Source organism: Streptomyces sp. NBC_01429 (genome assembly GCF_036231945.1).
Classification (GTDB): Bacteria; Actinomycetota; Actinomycetes; order Streptomycetales; family Streptomycetaceae; genus Streptomyces.
Genome location: NZ_CP109599.1, coordinates 1,982,704 through 2,000,790, shown reverse-complemented (window position 1 = coordinate 2,000,790; position 18,087 = coordinate 1,982,704). Strand labels below are relative to the sequence as shown.

The 18,087-nt window shown below is 71.9% G+C and carries 15 protein-coding genes and 2 pseudogenes; 14 read left to right on the top strand and 3 right to left on the bottom strand.

All coding sequences use genetic code 11. The annotated features are described in order from the left end of the window. Positions 1-164 precede the first annotated feature (164 nt). The 5 genes and pseudogenes from OG627_RS08170 to OG627_RS08150 all read left to right on the top strand — a co-directional run bounded on the left by OG627_RS08170 (position 165) and on the right by OG627_RS08150 (position 5,074). Positions 165-542: a YraN family protein gene (locus OG627_RS08170; protein WP_329062917.1), complete on the top strand. Its 378-nt coding sequence runs from the start codon at positions 165-167 to the stop codon at positions 540-542. Beyond that, entirely contained in the window at positions 542-2,167 is a 1,626-nt protein-coding gene (locus OG627_RS08165; RefSeq protein ID WP_329062915.1) for a YifB family Mg chelatase-like AAA ATPase, read from the top strand. The genes OG627_RS08170 and OG627_RS08165 overlap by 1 nt, the downstream gene beginning before the upstream one ends. Next, a pseudogene (gene dprA, locus OG627_RS08160) lies at positions 2,164-3,326 on the top strand (DNA-processing protein DprA). The gene OG627_RS08165 and the pseudogene dprA overlap by 4 nt, the downstream one beginning before the upstream one ends. Positions 3,327-3,618: 292 nt before the next feature. Continuing rightward, positions 3,619-4,455: an RNA polymerase sigma factor WhiG gene (gene whiG / locus OG627_RS08155; protein WP_329062911.1), complete on the top strand. Its 837-nt coding sequence runs from the start codon at positions 3,619-3,621 to the stop codon at positions 4,453-4,455. A 79-nt stretch (positions 4,456-4,534) separates the two neighbouring features. Next, entirely contained in the window at positions 4,535-5,074 is a 540-nt protein-coding gene (locus tag OG627_RS08150; protein ID WP_329072476.1) for a TetR/AcrR family transcriptional regulator, read from the top strand. A gap of 215 nt (positions 5,075-5,289) precedes the next feature. Here the strand turns inward: OG627_RS08150 and OG627_RS08145 are convergent. Further along, positions 5,290-5,697, bottom strand: a pseudogene (locus tag OG627_RS08145) (peptidoglycan DD-metalloendopeptidase family protein); the annotation flags it as partial. A gap of 317 nt (positions 5,698-6,014) precedes the next feature. On the opposite strand from OG627_RS08145, the gene rpsB reads away from it, so the two are divergent. The 9 genes from rpsB to OG627_RS08100 all read left to right on the top strand — a co-directional run bounded on the left by rpsB (position 6,015) and on the right by OG627_RS08100 (position 15,886). Further along, positions 6,015-6,956, top strand: coding sequence for a 30S ribosomal protein S2 (gene rpsB / locus OG627_RS08140; protein ID WP_329062909.1), 942 nt, complete (start codon positions 6,015-6,017; stop codon positions 6,954-6,956). Positions 6,957-7,050: 94 nt separating this feature from the next. Continuing rightward, positions 7,051-7,887 carry a translation elongation factor Ts gene (tsf, locus tag OG627_RS08135; protein ID WP_329062907.1) on the top strand — a complete coding sequence of 279 codons (837 nt, stop codon included), beginning with the start codon at positions 7,051-7,053 and terminating at the stop codon, positions 7,885-7,887. A gap of 158 nt (positions 7,888-8,045) precedes the next feature. Further along, a complete protein-coding gene (gene pyrH / locus OG627_RS08130) occupies positions 8,046-8,813 on the top strand; it encodes a UMP kinase (protein WP_329062905.1) in 768 nt (255 codons plus the stop codon). A gap of 127 nt (positions 8,814-8,940) precedes the next feature. Next, the gene (gene frr, locus OG627_RS08125; RefSeq protein ID WP_329062903.1) at positions 8,941-9,498 is read left to right on the top strand and encodes a ribosome recycling factor; all 558 of its coding nucleotides are present in this window, start codon (positions 8,941-8,943) and stop codon (positions 9,496-9,498) included. After that, positions 9,498-10,529: a phosphatidate cytidylyltransferase gene (locus OG627_RS08120; RefSeq protein WP_329062902.1), complete on the top strand. Its 1,032-nt coding sequence runs from the start codon at positions 9,498-9,500 to the stop codon at positions 10,527-10,529. Before frr ends, OG627_RS08120 begins: the two co-directional genes overlap by 1 nt. 80 nt (positions 10,530-10,609) lie before the next feature. Beyond that, positions 10,610-11,716 carry a 23S rRNA (adenine(2503)-C(2))-methyltransferase RlmN gene (gene rlmN / locus OG627_RS08115; protein ID WP_114623400.1) on the top strand — a complete coding sequence of 369 codons (1,107 nt, stop codon included), beginning with the start codon at positions 10,610-10,612 and terminating at the stop codon, positions 11,714-11,716. A gap of 251 nt (positions 11,717-11,967) precedes the next feature. Further along, positions 11,968-13,086, top strand: coding sequence for a thiamine ABC transporter substrate-binding protein (locus OG627_RS08110; protein ID WP_329062899.1), 1,119 nt, complete (start codon positions 11,968-11,970; stop codon positions 13,084-13,086). A gap of 86 nt (positions 13,087-13,172) precedes the next feature. Next, positions 13,173-14,786: an ABC transporter permease gene (locus tag OG627_RS08105; protein WP_329062897.1), complete on the top strand. Its 1,614-nt coding sequence runs from the start codon at positions 13,173-13,175 to the stop codon at positions 14,784-14,786. Beyond that, positions 14,786-15,886: an ABC transporter ATP-binding protein gene (locus OG627_RS08100; RefSeq protein WP_329062895.1), complete on the top strand. Its 1,101-nt coding sequence runs from the start codon at positions 14,786-14,788 to the stop codon at positions 15,884-15,886. The genes OG627_RS08105 and OG627_RS08100 overlap by 1 nt, the downstream gene beginning before the upstream one ends. Positions 15,887-15,967: 81 nt before the next feature. On the opposite strand, the gene OG627_RS08095 is transcribed toward OG627_RS08100, so the two are convergent. Both OG627_RS08095 and OG627_RS08090 read right to left on the bottom strand, forming a co-directional pair. Next, positions 15,968-17,185 (bottom strand): hypothetical protein, encoded by a 1,218-nt coding sequence (locus tag OG627_RS08095; RefSeq protein WP_329062893.1) that lies wholly within the window; start codon positions 17,183-17,185, stop codon positions 15,968-15,970. Then, entirely contained in the window at positions 17,167-17,895 is a 729-nt protein-coding gene (locus OG627_RS08090) for an ABC transporter ATP-binding protein (RefSeq protein WP_329062891.1), read from the bottom strand. The genes OG627_RS08095 and OG627_RS08090 overlap by 19 nt, the downstream gene beginning before the upstream one ends. Between the last annotated feature and the right edge of the window lie 192 nt (positions 17,896-18,087).

Here is an 18,087-nt window from a genome sequence, read left to right as displayed (position 1 = left end):
CGCAGACGGGCTGAGGCGCCGACGGCGCTGAGGCGCAGACGGGCTGAGGGCGGACCTCGCTCACTCCGAGGAGTGAGCGAGTTGTCCACAATCCCGGGGTTCTCCACCAAGATCCACCGACTCCGGGAGATCGCGGCAGAGTCGGTGCCGGAGGTGGTGCCGATATGAACGCTACGGGGGCGCTCGGGCGATACGGCGAGGATCTGGCGGCGCGACGGCTGGTCGCGGCGGGGATGACCGTGGTGGCCCGCAACTGGCGGTGCGGCAGGACCGGCGAGATCGACATCGTGGCCAGGGACACCGAGTCCCGGGGCCGAGAGGTGCTGGTCGTCTGCGAGGTCAAGACCCGCAGGGCCGGCTCGTTCGAACATCCCATGGCGGCGGTCACGCCCGTCAAGGCCGACCGGCTCAGACGGCTCGCCGCCTGCTGGCTGGAGCGGTCCGGCGGACCGCCGCCCGGCGGAGTGCGCATCGACCTGATCGGAGTGGTGCTGCCCAGCAGGGGCGCCCCCGTGGTCGAGCACGTACGGGGGGTGGCCTGATGGGATTCGCACGCGCGTGTTCGGTGGCGCTGGTCGGGGTCGAGGGCGTGGTCGTCGAGGTCCAGGCCGATCTGGAGCCGGGAGTCGCCGCCTTCACCCTGGTCGGGCTGCCGGACAAGAGCCTGGTGGAGAGCCGGGACCGGGTCAGGGCGGCGGTGGTGAACTCCGGCGGGGAGTGGCCGCAGAAGAAACTCACGGTGGGGCTGAGCCCCGCCTCCGTGCCGAAGGGCGGCAGCGGTTTCGATCTGGCCGTCGCGGCGGCCGTGCTCGGCGCCGCCGAACGGATCGACCCCGGGGCCATCGCCGATCTGGTGCTGATCGGCGAGCTGGGGCTCGACGGCCGCGTCAGGCCGGTGCGCGGGGTGCTGCCCGCCGTGCTCGCCGCGGCCGAGGCGGGCTACCGGCAGGTGGTCGTCCCCGAGCGGACGGCGGGCGAGGCGTCCCTCGTGCCCGGGGTATCGGTCCTCGGGGTGCGGAGCCTGCGGCAGCTGATCGCGGTGCTGACCGACGAGCCGGTGCCCGAGGAGCCGACGGAGCCCGAGCCCGGCCGCCCCGATCCGATGCTCGCCGGGCTGCTGGTCCCGGGAGCCGGGGTGGGCACCGGCCTGGCCGTCCGCGCCGGAGCCGGGGAACACCGGCCGGATCTGGCGGACGTGGCCGGTCAGCAGGCGGCCCGTGCGGCTCTGGAGGTGTCGGCAGCCGGCGGACACCATCTGCTCCTCCACGGTCCGCCGGGCGCGGGCAAGACCATGCTGGCGGAGCGGCTGCCGGCCGTCCTGCCGCCGCTGAGCGACCAGGAGTCCCTGGAGGTCACCGCCGTGCACTCGGTGGCCGGGATGCTGCCGCCGGGGGAGCCCCTCGTGCGTACCGCGCCCTACTGCGCGCCGCACCACTCGGCCACCATGCAGTCGCTCGTCGGCGGTGGGAACGGGCTGCCGAGACCGGGCGCGGTCTCCCTGGCACACCGCGGCGTGCTTTTTCTGGACGAGGCGCCGGAATTCTCGGGGCGGGCGCTGGACGCGCTGCGCCAGCCGCTGGAGTCCGGTCATGTGGTGGTCGCGCGCAGCGCCGGGGTGGTGCGCCTGCCGGCGCGCTTCCTGATGATCCTGGCGGCCAACCCCTGCCCGTGCGGGCGGCACACACTGCACGGCGCCGGGTGCGAATGCCCGCCCTCGGCGGTCCGCCGCTACCAGTCACGGCTGTCGGGGCCGCTGCTCGACCGGGTCGATCTGCGCGTCGACGTCCAGCCCGTCAACCAGGCTGACCTGCTGGGACAGTCGGGCCGGGGGGAGTCGACGGCGGTGGTCGCGGAGCGGGTACGGGAGGCCAGGGCGCGGTCGTCGGTCCGGCTGGACGGCACGCCCTGGTCGGTCAACAGCGAGATCCCCGGCCATGAGCTGCGCACCCGCTGGCCGGTCGCTCCCGGGGCGCTCGCCGCGGCCGAACGGGATCTGGAGCGCGGACTGCTGACCGCGCGCGGTATGGACCGGGTGCTGCGGGTGGCCTGGACGATCGCGGATCTGGCCGGGCACGACCGCCCGCAGGTGCGTGATGTGGCGCTCGCGCTGGAGCTGCGCACCGGTATCGCGCGCGGCGCGACCGCGGCGGCCGGGGGTGCGTCATGACGCCCGTCGGGACGGACGAGAGGCTGGCCCGGGCCGCGCTCACCCGGGTGTTCGAGCCTGGGGACGAGCGCGGCGGCCGGTGGCTGCGGCGGTTCGGCGCCGTCGGGCTGCTGGAGCTGCTCAGCTCGCCGGACGCCGGCCGGGAGCGGCTCACCGGCGTCACCGGAGAACGGCTCGGCGGTTACCGGATCCGGGCCGGAGCGGCGCTTCCCGAGCGCGATCTGGCGGCGATCGCCGCGCTCGGCGGCCGGTTCGTCTGCCCCGGTGATCCGGAGTGGCCCAGCCAGCTCGACGACCTCGAAGCGGCCCGCCCCATCGGTCTGTGGGTGCGCGGCGGACCGGATCTGCGGATCTGGTCACTGCGGTCCGTCGCCGTCGTGGGCGCCAGGGCGTGTACTCCTTACGGGGCACATATGGCGGCGACTCTGGGCGCCGGTCTGGCCGAGCGCGGCTGGGTGGTGACGTCCGGCGCCGCCTTCGGAGTCGACGGCGCCGCCCACCGGGGCGCGCTGTCGGCCGGCGGGGCCACCGTCGCCGTACTGGCCAGCGGAGTCGACAAGGTCTATCCGCCCGGCCACGCCGAGCTGATCGGACGCATCGCGCAACAGGGCCTGCTGGTCGCGGAGCTGCCGCCCGGCGATCATCCCACCCGCAGCAGATTCGTTCTGCGCAACCGGGTGATCGCCGCCCTCACCAGGGGAACGGTCGTGGTGGAGGCCGAGTACCGCAGCGGATCCCTGGTCACCGCGCGCTGCGCGCAGCGGCTCGGCCGGTTCACGATGGGCGTGCCGGGGCCCGCCACCAGCGGGCTGTCGGCCGGTGTGCACGAACTGCTGCGCGGGGAAGGCGTGCTGGTCACCGACGCGGCCGAAGTGGCGGAACTGGTGGGCGACATCGGCGAACTGGCCCCGTCGCGCCGTGGTCCCGTACTCGCCAGGGACCTGCTGGACCCCGCCAGCGCCCGGGTGCTGGAGGCGCTGCCGGCCCGGGGCGCGGCCGAAGGGCGTGAGGTGGCCCGGGAAGCCGGGACGACCGTGGACGAGGCGCTCGGCAGGCTGTACGAACTCCACTCGTTGGGGTTTGTCGAACGGTGCGGCGACGGATGGCAGTTGACGCCCCGTCCGACACCGGCCGGGCCACGCGGCGAGGCGGTACTTGACCTGGGGCATTCGGGTGAAAGGGTGTAGGCAGCTGATCCTCGCTCCTCCGTCGGTGGCACCCGGAGGGCCGGCGCGACCCACGTCGGCCCCTGATCAAAGATGTGGCCGACGGAGGGTGCCCGGGGCGGACGCGGCCGTCCACTCCTCGCGCAGAGCGACTCTGCGGTCACGCTACGCTCACCTGCATTCCGCTCCGACAGAACTCCCCCCGCTCGTACTTCCACCCGCTCGTACTCTCTCCCCCCGTACTCCCCGCCCCCACACTTCACGCAGAACGGCTCAAGGCGACGCATGCCCCAGCACACCTCCGGGTCTGACCGCGCGGCAGCGCCCCCGGCTGCCCGGAGCGGCGTGCGGCCCCCCGAGCCCTCGTCACTCGACGAGCTGTGGCGTTCGTACAAGACCACGGGTGACGGACGGCTGCGCGAGCAGTTGATCCTGCACTACTCGCCGCTGGTGAAGTATGTCGCCGGCCGGGTGAGCGTCGGGCTGCCGTCCAATGTCGAGCAGGCCGACTTCGTCTCCTCCGGGGTCTTCGGACTCATCGACGCCATCGAGAAGTTCGACATCGAGCGGTCGATCAAATTCGAGACATACGCGATCACCCGGATCCGTGGCGCGATGATCGACGAACTGCGGGCCCTCGACTGGATTCCGCGCTCCGTGCGGCAGAAGGCGAGGGCGGTGGAGCGTGCCTACGCCACGCTGGAGGCGCAGCTGCGGCGTACGCCCTCGGAGAGCGAGGTGGCCGCTGAGATGGGGATCGCCCTGGAGGAACTGCACGCGGTTTTCAGCCAGTTGTCCCTGGCGAACGTCGTGGCGCTGGAGGAGCTGCTGCACGTCGGCGGTGAGGGCGGCGACCGGCTCAGCCTGATGGACACCCTGGAGGACACCGCCGCCGATAATCCGGTGGAGGTCGCCGAGGACCGGGAGCTGAGACGGCTGTTGGCGCGCGCCATCAACACCCTGCCCGACCGGGAGAAGACGGTGGTCACGCTCTACTACTACGAGGGGCTCACCCTCGCGGAGATCGGCAATGTCCTCGGCGTGACCGAGAGCCGGGTCAGCCAGATCCACACAAAGTCGGTGCTCCAGCTGCGCGCCAAGCTGGCCGACGTCGGACGCTGACGCTGTGCCGCCGCCGCCCCATCCGTAGAGTGGTGGGGTGCCCAGGATTCGAGCGGCCTCCGTGGCCGAGCACCGGACCATGCAACGCGGCGCCCTGCTGGACGCCGCGCGCTCCCTGCTGTCCGAAGGCGGTACGGAGGCGCTGACCTTCCCCGCCCTCGCCGAGCGCACGGGCCTCGCGCGGTCCTCCGTCTACGAGTACTTCCGCTCGCGCGCGGCCGTCGTCGAGGAGTTGTGCGCGGTCGACTTCCCGGTCTGGGCGGCCGAGGTCGAGGCCGCCATGGACGGCGCGGACACCCCCGAGGACAAGATCGAGGCGTATGTGCGCCGGCAGCTCGCCCTGGTCGGGGACCGGCGCCACCGCGCTGTCGTCGCCATCTCCGCCAGCGAGCTGGACGCGGGCGCCAGGGAGAAGATCCGCGCCGCTCACGGCGGTCTGATCGCCATGATCGTGGAGGCCCTCGCCGACCTGGGCCACGAACATCCCCGGCTGGCCGCGATGCTCCTCCAGGGCATCGTGGACGCGGCGGTCCGGCGGATCGAACTCGGCGCCGCCGAGGTGCCCCCGGAGATCGTCGAGGCGGCCGTGTCCATGGCGCTGCGTGGCGTACGGGGCTGACCCGGCCACGCCCCGTACCGTCCCGGTGGCACCAGCGCCGGGGCAGGCGCCGGGGCCGGTGTCGGTGTCGGTGTCGGGTCCGGTTCGGGGACGCCCAGGACCGGCAGCAGCCGTGACGGCCTGCGGCGCAGCAGCTCGGCGGGGAGCAGGGACAGCGGGTTCAGATAGGTCCTACCCCGCCGCAGCCCCCAGTGCAGACAGCCCGTCGCGCAGTGCCAGGGACCGGCAGCCAGTGTCGCCACCGGCTGCCCGGCGACCACCAGCTCGCCCTTCTCGACCAGCGGCTCCACCGGCTCGTACGTGGTGCGCAGCGCGGGATCGCCGGTCCCCGGCAGGGTGAGGGAGAGCACCCCGCGCCCCGCCACCCGGCCGGTGAACGAGACCCGGCCGGCCGCCGCCGCCCGTACCGTCGCACCGGCCGGCGCGGCGAGATCCACGCCCCGGTGACCGGGACCGTACGCCGAGGCCGGCGGCTGCCAGCCCCGCTCCACCGCCGGGCGTGAGCCCAACGGCCAGGCCCGGCCGCCGTCGGGAGCGCCCCCCTCGGCGGGGAGAGCGGCCGGGAGAGCGACCGGGACGGCGGTCGCGCCGACGGCGGACCGGCCGGGCGCGACGAGGAACATCAGGGCGAGCGCGCAGGCGAGAACACGGAAAGTGACCATGTCCCGCACTGTCGCGCGGATCCCGCGAGCGCGCTGATCATGGGCCGGATCTGTGGAGTACCGACCGGTTGTGGACAGCTCCGTCACCCGGAGGTGCGAAGGTCCCGTACACTTCATGTGGCGATCCGGGCCACCGGATCGACTTCGCACGCCCCGCCATCGGCCTTCTGAAGCCGATGTCAGCGCTTCTCGGTCCTCCGTGGCACAGCGCGGCCGGGGCGTCAGGCGCGACTGCCGTCCGGCGGACGCGACAACCGAGTATCTCAAGGAGTACGGCCATGGCCGTCGTCACGATGCGGGAGCTGCTGGAAAGCGGCGTCCACTTCGGTCACCAGACCCGCCGCTGGAACCCGAAGATGAAGCGTTTCATCTTCACGGAGCGCAACGGCATCTACATCATCGACCTGCTCCAGTCGCTGTCGTACATCGACCGCGCCTACGAGTTCGTCAAGGAGACCGTCGCCCACGGCGGTTCCATCATGTTCGTCGGTACCAAGAAGCAGGCGCAGGAAGCGATCGCCGAGCAGGCGACGCGCGTGGGCATGCCCTACGTCAACCAGCGCTGGCTGGGCGGCATGCTCACCAACTTCTCCACCGTCTACAAGCGCCTTCAGCGTCTGAAGGAGCTCGAGCTCATCGACTTCGAGGACGTGGCCGCCTCCGGCCTCACCAAGAAGGAGCTGCTGGTCCTCTCCCGCGAGAAGGCCAAGCTGGAGAAGACCCTCGGTGGTATCCGCGAGATGCAGAAGGTGCCCAGCGCCGTCTGGATCGTCGACACCAAGAAGGAGCACATCGCCGTCGGTGAGGCGCGCAAGCTCCACATCCCGGTCGTCGCGATCCTCGACACCAACTGCGACCCCGACGAGGTCGACTACAAGATCCCGGGCAACGACGACGCGATCCGCTCCGTCACCCTGCTCACCCGCGTGATCGCCGACGCCGTCGCCGAGGGCCTCATCGCCCGTTCCGGCGTCGCCACCGGTGACTCGAAGCCGGGCGAGAAGGCCGCCGGCGAGCCCCTCGCCGAGTGGGAGCGCGACCTTCTCGAAGGTGAGAAGAAGGACGACGCCGAGAAGCCCGCCGAGGCCGCTCCGGCCGCCGCCGAGGCCGAGAAGCCGGCCGAGGCCGCTGCCGAGGCTCCGGCCGCTGAGGCCCCGGCCGCCGAGGCCGACGCCCCCGCCGCCGAGGCCGCCCCGGCCACGGACGCCGAGCAGGCCTGACCTTCACCAAGGTTCGGCAGTTGACGGCGGGGGCCCACCGGCCCCCGCCGTTCACCCGTAGATCTTTCAGACCTCCGAAAGAGAATTACAGATCATGGCGAACTTCACCGCCGCTGACGTCAAGAAGCTCCGCGAGCTGACCGGCGTCGGCATGATGGACTGCAAGAAGGCGCTGGACGAGGCCGACGGCAACGTCGACAAGGCCGTCGAGCTGCTCCGCGTCAAGGGCCAGAAGGGCGTCGCCAAGCGCGAGGGCCGTTCCGCCGAGAACGGGGCCGTCGTCGCCCTCATCGCCGACGACAACTCCTCCGGTGTGCTGGTCGAGCTCAAGTGCGAGACGGACTTCGTCGCCAAGGGCGACAAGTTCCAGGCCGTGGCCAACGCCCTCGTCGCGCACGTCGCCGCCACCTCCCCGGCCGACCTGGAGGCGCTGCTCGCCTCCGAGATCGAGGCCGGCAAGACCGTGCAGGCGTACGTCGACGAGGCCAACGCCAACCTCGGTGAGAAGATCGTCCTGGACCGCTTCGCGCAGTTCACCGGCGGTTACGTCGCGGCGTACATGCACCGCACCATGCCCGACCTCCCGCCGCAGGTCGGCGTCCTTGTCCAGCTGGACAAGGAGAACGCCCAGGTCGCCAAGGACGTCGCGCAGCACATCGCCGCGTTCGCGCCGAAGTACCTGAACCGCGACGAGGTCCCGGCCGAGACGGTCGAGAACGAGCGCCGCGTCGCCGAGGCGACCTCCCGCGAGGAGGGCAAGCCCGAGGCCGCCCTTCCGAAGATCATCGAGGGACGCGTCAACGGTTTCTTCAAGGACGTCGTCGTCCTGGAGCAGGCGTTCGCCAAGGACAACAAGAAGTCCGTCCAGAAGATCCTGGACGAGGCCGGCGTGGCCCTGGAGCGCTTCACGCGCATCAAGGTCGGCGTCTGAGTCCGTACGCGATCAACCACGGACCCCGATAGGGTCTGAGGCAGTCGCCCGCGTCACGCGCCGGGCGATCGCAGATCTGACGAGGAGGCCATTGCCGTACAGGGAACCGCAAGGACCCCCGGCAATGGCCTTCTTCGTATGTGCACGAGGAGATCTCCATGAATCAGGCCGACCACATCGACGACGGCACGAAGAGCGGCACGAAGCACGGACGTTTCATGCTGAAGCTGTCCGGTGAGGCGTTCGCCGGCCGGGGAGCGCTCGGCGTCGACCCCGATGTCGTACACGCCGTGGCCCGCGAGATCGCCGCCGTCGTCAGGGACGGCGCCCAGATCGCGGTCGTCATCGGCGGCGGCAACTTCTTCCGCGGCGCCGAACTCCAGCAGCGCGGCATGGACCGGGCGCGCTCCGACTACATGGGCATGCTCGGTACGGTCATGAACTGCCTGGCCCTCCAGGACTTCCTGGAGAAGGAGGGCATCGACTCCCGCGTCCAGACGGCCATCACCATGGGCCAGGTCGCGGAGCCGTACATCCCGCTGCGCGCCGTACGCCACCTGGAGAAGGGCCGCGTCGTCATCTTCGGCGCCGGCATGGGCATGCCCTACTTCTCCACCGACACCACCGCCGCCCAGCGCGCCCTGGAGATCGACGCCGAGGCGCTGCTGATGGGGAAGAACGGGGTGGACGGGGTGTACGACTCCGACCCCAAGGCCAACCCGAACGCGGTGAAGTTCGACGCGCTGGAGTACAGCGAGGTCATCGCCGGCGATCTGCGCGTCGCCGACATGACCGCGATCACGTTGTGCCAGGACAACAAACTGCCGATCCTCGTCTTCGAATTGCTGACCGAGGGCAATATCGCGCGTGCGGTCAAGGGTGAGAAGATCGGCACACTCGTGAGCGACCAGGGCACCCGGGACTGACTCCGGAGGGCCCCGCACGGGGATGGACAAAGCCCTGCCGGTCGGACACCGTGCAGGAACAAGACGCGACGCAGGTTCCGCCGGCCGGTCAACGTGCCGGGCCACTCAAGACACGCAGGAGCAAGTGGTGATCGAAGAGACCCTCCTCGAGGCCGAGGAGAAGATGGAGAAGGCCGTCCTGGTCGCCAAGGACGACTTCGCCGCGATCCGTACCGGGCGCGCGCACCCGGCGATGTTCAACAAGATCGTGGCGGACTACTACGGTGCCCTGACCCCGATCAACCAACTCGCCTCGTTCGCCGTGCCGGAGGCGCGGATGGCCGTGGTGACCCCGTTCGACAAGAGCGCGCTGCGCAACATCGAGCAGGCGATCCGCGACTCCGACCTCGGCGTCAACCCGAGCAACGACGGCAATATCATCCGGGTGGTCTTCCCCGAGCTGACCCAGGACCGCCGCAAGGAGTTCATCAAGGTCGCCAAGACCAAGGCCGAGGACTCCAAGATCTCCATCCGCGCCGTGCGTCGCAAGGCCAAGGAGACCATCGACAAGCTGATCAAGGACGGCGAGGTCGGCGAGGACGAGGGCCGTCGCGCCGAGAAGGAGCTCGACGACACCACCGCGAAGTACGTCACGCAGGTGGACGAGCTGCTCAAGCACAAGGAAGCCGAGCTGCTAGAGGTCTGATGAACGACTCATCCCGGGGGGCCCCACCGACAGCCGGTTACCGGGGACCGACCGACCAGGGGGCCATCCCGGCGGGTCCCGCCTTCGACGGGCACGCGGCGCAGCAGACTCGGCCCATGCCCATCGCGCCCGACGGATTCGGCGACGAATTCCGTGACGAACTCCGTGACGAGACTCCGCAGGAGCCCATGGCCGCCCCTCCACCGCCGCCGCAGAAGAAGCGGGCCGGCCGTGACCTGCGAGCGGCCATAGGGGTCGGCGTCGGACTCGGCGCGGTGGTCGCGGCGTCCCTCTTCATCGTCAAGGCCGTCTTCGTCGGCGTCATAGCGGTCGCGGTGGTCATCGGGCTGTGGGAGCTGACCTCACGGCTGGAAGAGAAGAAGGGCATCAGGGCCCCGCTCGTACCGCTGGCCGTGGGCGGCGCCGCGATGGTCGTCGCCGGATACGCGCGCGGTCCCGAGGGCGCCTGGGTCGCCATGGCCCTCACCGCCCTCGCGGTGCTGGTCTGGCGGATGGCGCAGCCGCCCGAGGGCTATCTCAAGGACGTGACCGCGGGGGTCTTCGCCGCCTTCTACGTACCGTTCCTGGCGACCTTCGTCGCGCTGCTGCTCACGGCGGACGACGGCCCGCTGCGCGTGCTGATGTTCCTGCTGCTGACGGTCGTCAGCGACACCGGCGCGTACGCCGTCGGCTGGCGCTTCGGCACCCACAAGCTCGCGCCGCGCATCAGCCCCGGCAAGACCAGGGAAGGGCTCGGCGGAGCCGTCCTCTTCGCCATGGTGGCCGGCGCGCTCTGCATGGAATTCATGATCGACGGCGGGCACTGGTGGCAGGGGCTGCTCCTCGGCCTGGCGGTCGCGGCCAGCGCCACGCTCGGCGACCTGGGCGAGTCGATGATCAAGCGCGACCTCGGCATCAAGGACATGGGCACGCTGCTGCCGGGCCACGGCGGCATCATGGACCGGCTGGACTCCCTGCTGCCGACGGCGCCGGTCGTCTGGCTGCTGCTGGTGCTCTTCGTAGGCTCCTGATCAGCGTTTTCGCCGGAAGGGGGTCCGTTGTCCACAGGGCAGCGGACCCCCTTCCGCATGTCTGCGACACTGGATCCACCATGCCTGTACCTGGAGAACTCACTTTCGTCGCGCCGCGCGGAGCCAAGAAGCCCCCGCGCCATCTCGCCGACCTCAGCCCCGACGAGCGCCGCGAGGCCGTCACCGCGATCGGTGAGAAGGCGTTCCGCGCCAAGCAGCTGTCGCAGCACTACTTCGCGCGGTACGCCCACGACCCCGAGCAGTGGACCGACATCCCGGCCGCCGCCCGCGAGAAACTCGCGACGGAGCTGCTGCCCGACCTGATGTCGGTGGTGCGGCACATCTCCTGCGACGACGACACCACCCGCAAGACCCTCTGGCGGCTGCACGACGGCACCCTGGTCGAGTCCGTGCTGATGCGCTATCCCGACCGCGTCACCATGTGTATCTCGTCCCAGGCCGGGTGCGGGATGAACTGCCCGTTCTGCGCCACCGGACAGGCCGGTCTCGACCGCAACCTCTCCACCGCCGAGATCGTGCACCAGATCGTCGACGGGATGCGGGCGCTGCGCGACGGAGAGGTTCCCGGCGGTCCCGCCCGGCTCTCCAACATCGTCTTCATGGGCATGGGCGAGCCGCTCGCCAACTACAAGCGCGTCGTGGGGGCGATCCGCCGGCTCACCGACCCCGAGCCCGACGGGCTCGGCATCTCGCAGCGCGGGATCACCGTCTCCACGGTCGGTCTGGTCCCGGCGATGCTGCGCTTCGCCGACGAGGGGTTCAAGTGCCGCCTCGCCGTCTCGCTGCACGCGCCGGACGACGAGCTGCGCGACACCCTCGTGCCGGTCAACACCCGCTGGAAGGTCCGGGAAGTGCTCGACGCCGCCTGGGAGTACGCGGAGAAGTCCGGCCGCCGTATCTCCATCGAGTACGCCCTGATCCGTGACATCAACGACCAGGCGTGGCGCGGCGACCGGCTGGGCCGGCTGCTCAAGGGCAAGCGGGTGCACGTCAACCTGATCCCGCTCAACCCGACCCCCGGGTCGAAGTGGACCGCCTCGCGCCCCGAGGACGAGAAGAAGTTCGTCGAGGCGATCGCCGCCCACGGAGTGCCCGTGACCGTCCGCGACACCCGTGGTCAGGAGATCGACGGAGCGTGCGGACAGCTGGCCGCTTCGGAGCGCTGAGACCGTACACCTGTAGCCTGGGGCCGAAAAGCACCACTCGATTTCCGACAGGGGAGCGCCACAGCGCTGAGAGTGCGGCACATGTCCGTGAGAGCGGGCAGCGGCCGCAGACCCTCTGAACCTTGCCCAGGTCATTCTGGGTAGGAAGTTCGGACACCACTCAAGCTGTTGCGCCCTGCCCCGGTTCCGGTCCGTCCGGATGCCGGGGCAGGGCCGCGTCTTCTCCTGGACATCCCAGGAGGAAAACACCAGTGAGCACCACCCGTAACGGCGCCGGAAGACTGGCCGCCGCCGCGCTCGCCACCGCACTCGGGGTCTCGACGCTCGCCGCCTGCGGCGGGTCCGACGGCTCCGGAGACTCGGCGGACGGCGGATCCGCCGGTACGAAGTCCAAGACCGTCACCCTCGTCAGCCACGACTCGTTCAACGCCTCCCCCTCCGTGCTGAAGGAGTTCACCAAGGAGACCGGCTACACGGTCAAGGTGCTCAAGAGCGGAGACGCGGGCGAGGCACTCAACAAGGAGATCCTCACCAAGGGAGCGCCCCAGGGCGACGTCTTCTTCGGCGTCGACAACACCCTGCTCTCCCGCGCGCTCGACAACGGCCTGTTCACGCCGTACGAGGCGAAGGGGCTCGGCGACGTCGACAAGGCCGCGCAGCTCGACCGGGACCAGCACCGGGTCACGCCCATCGACACCGGCGACATCTGCGTCAACTACGACAAGAAGTACTTCGCCGACAAGAAGCTCGCGCCCCCCACGTCCTTCGACGACCTGGTGAAGCCCGCCTACAAGAACCTGCTCGTGACGGAGAACGCCGCCACGTCCTCGCCGGGGCTGGGCTTCCTCCTCGGCACCATCGGGCGCTACGGCGAGGACGGCTGGCAGGACTACTGGAAGAAGCTGAAGGCCAACGGCGTCCAGGTCGTCGACGGCTGGGAGCAGGCATACAACGAGAACTTCTCCGGCTCGGCCGGCGGCAGGAAGGCCAAGGCCGACCGCCCGATCGTCGTCTCGTACGCCTCCAGCCCGCCGGTCGAGGTGCTGTACGCGAAGCCGCGGCCCAAGACGGCTCCGACCGGGGTGGCCACCGGCACCTGCTTCCGGCAGACCGAGTTCGCCGGGCTGCTCACCGGCGCGAAGAACGAGGCCGGCGGCAAGGCGCTGCTGGACTTCCTGATCAGCGAGAAGTTCCAGGCCGACATGCCGCTGAACATGTTCGTGAACCCGGTGGTCAAGAACGTTCCGCTGCCCGCGCTCTTCACGGAGTTCGGCGCGACCGTCGACCGGCCCGAGACCGTGGCTCCGGCGAAGATCGCCGCCAACCGTGAGCAGTGGGTCCAGTCGTGGTCCTCGCTCGTAGTGAAGTAACCACGAAGACGCCGACACGCGGGTCCGGGCCGCCCGGGCGACCGGGCAGGTCCGGGCGGCGGGCGACCGCCGTCCGGCTCGCCCTCATGGCGCTGCCCCTCGCGTTCTTCGCCGTCTTCTTCGCCTATCCCGTCGCCGCGATCGTCGGGCGCGGGCTGAAGACCGCCGAGGGCTGGCAGTTCGGCCAGATCGCCGATGTGCTGAGCCGTCCCGACATCCTCGGCGTCCTGTGGTTCACCACCTGGCAGGCGCTCGTCTCCACCGCGCTCACCCTGCTGATCGCGCTGCCCGGCGCCTATGTGTTCGCGCGCTTCGACTTCCCGGGCAAGGGGGTGCTGCGCGCGGTGGTGACCGTGCCGTTCGTGCTGCCGACCGTCGTCGTCGGCACGGCCTTCCTGGCGCTGCTCGGCCGCGGCGGGCTGCTGGACGAGCTGTGGGGCGTACGGCTCGACACCACCGTCTGGGCGATCCTCCTCGCGCATGTCTTCTTCAACTACGCGGTGGTCGTCAGGACCGTGGGCGGACTGTGGTCGCAGCTCGACCCGCGGCAGGAAGAGGCCGCGCGGGTGCTCGGCGCGGGCCGCCTCGCCGCCTGGCGACGGGTGACCCTGCCCGCCCTCGGCCCCGCCGTCGCGGCCGCCGCGCTGATGGTCTTTCTGTTCACCTTCACCTCCTTCGGCGTCGTACAGATCCTCGGCGGGCCCGCCTACTCCACCCTGGAGGTGGAGATCTACCGGCAGACCGCGCAGATCTTCGACCTGTCCACCGCCGCCGTACTGACGCTGATCCAGTTCGCCGCCGTCGGCTCGGTCCTGGCGGTGCACGCGTGGACCGTACGGCGGCGCGAGACAACGCTGCGGCTGGTCGACCCCGCGCTGACGGCGGCCCGGCCGCGCGGGAAAGGGCAGTGGGCGCTGCTCGGCGGCGTCCTCGCCTCCGTCCTGCTGCTGATCCTGCTGCCGCTCGGTGTGCTGGTCGAACGCTCCCTGGACGGACCCGGCGGCTACGGGTTCGGCTTCTACCGGGCCCTGGGGTCGGTCGAGGCGAGCGGCGGCACCTTTCTCGTGCCTCCACTGGAGGCCGTCGGGAACTCACTGCGGTACGCGCTCGCCGCGACCGCGATCGCGCTGGTGGTGGGCGGGCTGGCCGCCGCCGCGCTGACCCGGCGGGCGGGCCGCCTCGCGCGGGGCTTCGACGCCCTGCTGATGCTGCCGCTGGGGGTCTCCGCCGTCACGGTCGGCTTCGGCTTCCTGATCACCCTCGACAAGCCGCCGCTCGATCTGCGCGCCTCCTGGATCCTGGTCCCGCTCGCCCAGGCGCTGGTGGGCGTCCCCTTCGTCGTACGGACCATGCTTCCCGTCCTGCGGGCCGTGGACGGGCGGCTGCGCGAGGCGGCGGCGGTCCTCGGGGCGTCCCCGTCGCGGGTGTGGCGGGAAGTCGATCTGCCGCTGGTACGGCGGGCGCTGCTGGTCGCCGCCGGGTTCGCCTTCGCCGTCTCGCTGGGGGAGTTCGGCGCGACGGTCTTCATCGCGCGCCCGGACCGGCCGACGCTGCCGGTGGCCGTGGCCCGGCTGCTGGGGCGGCCGGGTGAGCTGAACTACGGCCAGGCGATGGCGCTGTCCACGGTGCTGATGGTGGTGTGCGCGGTGTCGCTGCTGGTGCTCGAACGTATCCGTACCGACCGCTCCGGAGAGTTCTGATGGCCCTGCTGACCCTGTCGGACGTGACCGTACGGTTCGGAGCCCGCGCGGACGCGCGGACCGCCCTCGACGCGGTGGATCTGCGCATCGCCGAGCACGAGATCGTCTGCGTGCTCGGCCCCAGCGGCAGCGGCAAGTCCACGCTCCTGCGGGTCGTCGCCGGGCTCCAGCACCCGGACGGCGGGCGGGTGCTCCTCGACGGCGCCGACCAGTCGGGGGTCCCTGCCCACCGGCGCGGCGTCGGGCTGATGTTCCAGGACCACCAGCTCTTTCCGCAGCGGGACGTGGCGGGCAATGTCGCCTTCGGGCTGCGGATGCGCGGAACGGCCCGCGAGGAGCGGGCGGCCCGGGTGACGGAGCTGCTCGACCTCGTCGGCCTGCCGGGCGCGGGCCCGCGGGCCGTCGCCGCGCTGTCCGGCGGCGAGCAGCAGCGGGTCGCCCTGGCCAGGGCCCTCGCGCCGAGCCCCCGGCTGCTGATGCTCGACGAACCGCTCGGTCAGCTCGACCGCGGCCTGCGCGAGCGCCTCGTGGTCGAGCTGCGCGGCCTGTTCGGACGGCTCGGTACGACGGTGCTCGCCGTCACCCACGACCAGGGCGAGGCGTTCGCGCTCGCCGACCGGGTCGTGGTGATGCGCGACGGGCGCGTGGCCCAGACCGGCACCCCGCTGGAGGTCTGGCAGCGGCCAGCCTCCGCCTTCGTCGCCCGGTTCCTCGGCTTCGACAACGTCGTGCCCGCCACGGTGAGCGGCGGGGCCGCCGACACGGTCTGGGGCCCCGTCCCCGTACCGGACGGCTCCCCGCAGGGCGAGCGGACACTGCTGGTCCGGCCCGCCGGCGTACGGCTGGGGGATCCCGCCGAGGGGCTGCGCTGCACGGTCGGGGCGCGTACGTTCCGCAGCGGCCGGGTCGCCGTCCTGCTGCGCCCGGCCGGACCGGGCGAGGCGCCTCTACTGGAGGCCGAGTGCGGGCTGCGGGACGCGCCGGCCGAGGGCCAGGCGGTGGGGGTGACCTTCACGGCGGCCGAGGTCGTGGTGCTGCCGGCCCAGGAAGGCCAGGACACCGTCCGCGGGGCGCCGGCGGTGGCGAAGGAGCTCTCGTAGCCGTAGCACTCGCAGCCGTAGCAGCGCCGAAGGGCCCGGCCGTCCTCGACGGTCGGGCCCTTCGAGACCGGTGCGGCCGGCTCAGGCGGACAGCGGAATCGCCGCCAGCGAGGCCACCGCCCAGGTCAGCGGGGTGAACACGGCCAGCACGGTGGTCGCTCTGACCGCCGCCGCCGTACGGACGAGAGCGGCCGGGGCGCCCGCCAGACGCAGCGTGCGGGTGGTGGCGGACCGTACCTGCCGGGCCTCCAGGGTCGCGGTCAGGAGCGTGGCGGCCGTACAGCCGATCACCAGGGCCGCGCCCAGGGCGGTGAGCGGACCGAAGGGACGTTCGTCGCCGGGGCCGTACAGGGAGTTCGCGGCGAGCACACCGGAGAGCACCGCGCACAGCACGCCCAGGGGCCGGCCGATCCGCCGGGCCTCGGCCATCAGCGTGCGCCCCGCCAGCAGCCGGATCGCGCCGGGGCGCAGGACCTGGAGCAGCCAGCCGCACGCATGGGTGATCCCGGGGCCTGCCAGCGCGAGCCCGAGAGCCGTCAGCGACCAGCCCGCCAGCACCCCGGCAGGGCTGCCGTCGAAGTGGCCGGGCAGCGGCAGCACGGAGCCCGCGCCGCCCCGGCTCGCGTACGTCTCGACCGCGAGCCCGGCCGCCGTCAGGGCGACGCCCCACGGCAGCCCGCCCGGCGCCGGAGCGGGGTGGGGGAGGGGCCCGGCCGGCGCGGGATCCGCCCCGGAGTCCGCCGCCGGATCCGGCGCGGCCCCCGACGCGCGGGCGCGCGCCCGGCGGGGGTTCGCGCCGCCCCGGTCGCGCAGCGCCAGCGCCGTCGCCACCGTCGCCAGAACGGGCACCACGGCGAGCAGTGTCAGCGCCCCGCCCAGGGGCAGCGACTGATCGGCGGCGAGCAGCTCCGCCGCCTCCCCGTCGAACGGCATCCCGGTCAGATCACCGCGCAGATGCAGGAAGAACAGCAGCGCCACCGCGCTCCCCAGCGTGCAGGACACGGCGGTCGACGTGGCGGCGAGCGCCGTCAGCCGGGCCGGGCCGAGGCCCACCGCCGACAGCCCGGCGCGCGGCCGGACACTCGGATCCGTACGGGCCACGGCGACCGCGAACTGCACCGTCGCCGCCAGCGGGATCAGACACCAGAGCAGACGCACCGTGGACCCGGCGGGGTGGCCCATGGCCCAGCCCAGCGTGCACAGCAGCAGGAACCCGACGCCCGCCGAGGCAGCGGCGACCAGCAGCCGGCGGAACTGGGCCAGGAGGTGGGTGCGGCGGCCTAGACGGAGAGCGAGCACGCGGCCCGGCCTTCCGCCTCGGAGGGCCGCGGCGCGTTGACGCGGCGGCCGTCCAGCAGGGTCACCGTACGGTCCGCGAGCGTCGCGACCTCCGTGTCCAGCGTGGCCAGCACCACGGTGATGCGGTGCGAACGGGCCGCCGTGGTCAGCGTGCGCAGCACCTGCGCCCGGTCGTTGCGGTGCAGCGGTGCGGTCGGCTCGTCGGCGAAGAGCACCGACGGCTCGGTGACCAGGGCGCGGGCGACGGCGACCCGCTGGCGCTGCGACTGGAGCAGCGCGCAGGGGCGTTTACGGGCGTACGCGCCGATGTCGAGACGCTCCAGCCACTCCATCGCGGCGGTCTTGGCGGCCCGGTGGGACGCGCCGCGCATCAGCAGCGGCAGGGCCGCGTTCTCCCAGGCGCTCAGTTCGGGCACGAGGGACGGCTCGGGATCGATCCAGCTGAAGCGGTCGCGGCGCAGCCGTTCCCGCAGCAGCGCGCTCATGGTGTGGACGGGCGTGCTGTTGAACCAGACCTCTCCCCGGCGGGGGACCAGCTGGCCGGACAGACACCGCAGCAGCGTCGTCTTGCCGCTCCCGCGCGGGCCGTTCACGGCGAGGATCTCGCCCTCCCGCACCCCGAGCGAGACTTCGTCGAGGGCGGGTGATCCGTTGTGGGAGTAGGTCAGGGAACGCGCCCAGAGCACGTCGTTGTCCGGCGGGGCCACCATGGCGTACACCTCGGTTCTGATCTGACGTACCGTCCCCGTCCGGGGAGGGAAGACGGCGACGATCGGTCACAGGGCACGCTAGGGACGCCGCGCCGGGTGTGCGACAGCACGCGGCCCGAATGCCCCCCTTCTCACTCGAAAGGGGGCACCCGGGCCGGTGGGCGGTCGGGCCGGATCGGTGCTTCGGCCACG